The 1304-nt window shown below is 49.5% G+C and carries 1 pseudogene; it reads right to left on the bottom strand.

Going from position 1 to position 1304, the window contains the following annotated elements:
- Positions 1–931 (bottom strand): annotated as a pseudogene (locus tag BMX29_RS19710) (hypothetical protein); the annotation flags it as partial.
- Between the last annotated feature and the right edge of the window lie 373 nt (positions 932–1304).

Here is a 1304-nt window from a genome sequence, read left to right as displayed (position 1 = left end):
CTCGTCCAAGAAGATCATCTTCGCCGGCCATTCCTGACAGAGTGTCATCTCCGCCTAGACCGTCGAGCGTGTCGTTACCATCGGCCCCGAGAAGGGAGTCATTATTTCCCGACCCCTCTTGGAACGTATTCTCCGGCTCCGGCTCCGGCTCCGGGTCTGGTACTGGCTCCGGCTCTGGTACTGGCTCCGGCTCTGGTACTGGTTCCGGCTCCGAGCCATCTGTTAGCCTGAAAGCGAAGTCTCCCGTTGCCCGCAAAGAATCTGAGGAAACGAACAAAGTGTAGATGCCGGTCATGTCTGGAGTAAAAGTAAAACTCCCGCCACTTCCGGCCAAAGTTGACGCTACCACTTCTAGAGAAGTATCTTCAATGGTGAAGTATAAATCGCTTGGTGAACTTACGATCTCCAAATTGTATGTGACGCCGGCCTCTAGGGCGGTCGAATAATTGTCAGCATCCGAGGCGAAGTCAAGTGAGGCACTGTAAACTTCATCTAGGCTAATGGATTCGCCGATTGGATTTTCTTCAACGACATCGTTATTTCGGACTCTGAGCCTGTAAAAACCATCAAACTCAGAAAAGGCGTTTACAATGTACGTGGATGACGTGGCGGTGAAATTTAGTGCATCAAATCCACCACTATCAATCGAGCTGGCGATAAAGGTACCGTCTGATGAACGCAACTCAAAGCCCACTCTCCCTGGAGATAAGCCACCAAAAAGGCTCTGCGCATCATTTGCTACGATTGAGTAGTTTGTCCCTATGTCCACACTAATGGAGTAGCCATCGTAGTCATCGTTTCCGGATTGTAGGTAACCGTTCGATATGTAACCGTATGTATTATCTCCAATATAGGAGTAGAAGTTGGACAACCCTTCGATCCCGTCCGGAGCATCAAGGCTAAATCCAAACCCAGCTTCATCACCCGACATTTTTTACCTCCTTGTCGTGTTGCCTCAACATGACGAAAGTTGACCATCGGTCAACAGGTCAAAATACTTGACCTATATCTCGTTATGGTTTCGATAAGACAACCTATAGCGAGTTCCCTCATGAGGCCATTACGGTTAACGGAAAGGGGAGTGAGGATGTTGCCTGTCATGGCTTGCCCACTAGCCCTTGGGGTTTCGAAGCGAGAAGGAATACGAAAAAACTGAAAACTTATCGATCCAGTCCAGCAACGAGACCCCAAACGAGAAGCCAACTTTGCCTAGGTCGTGTTGACAAAAGGGATTCCCCTCGGGCGTAGGGCATGATTCAAGCTGGCATCTGCGATGGAGACCAGCTTGGCACGAAACCTTATAT

The organism is Roseivivax marinus (assembly GCF_900109705.1).
GTDB classification, from domain to species: Bacteria; Pseudomonadota; Alphaproteobacteria; order Rhodobacterales; family Rhodobacteraceae; genus Roseivivax; species Roseivivax marinus.
Note: the sequence above shows the minus strand (reverse complement) of the source record. Positions and strands in the feature narration are given on the sequence as shown.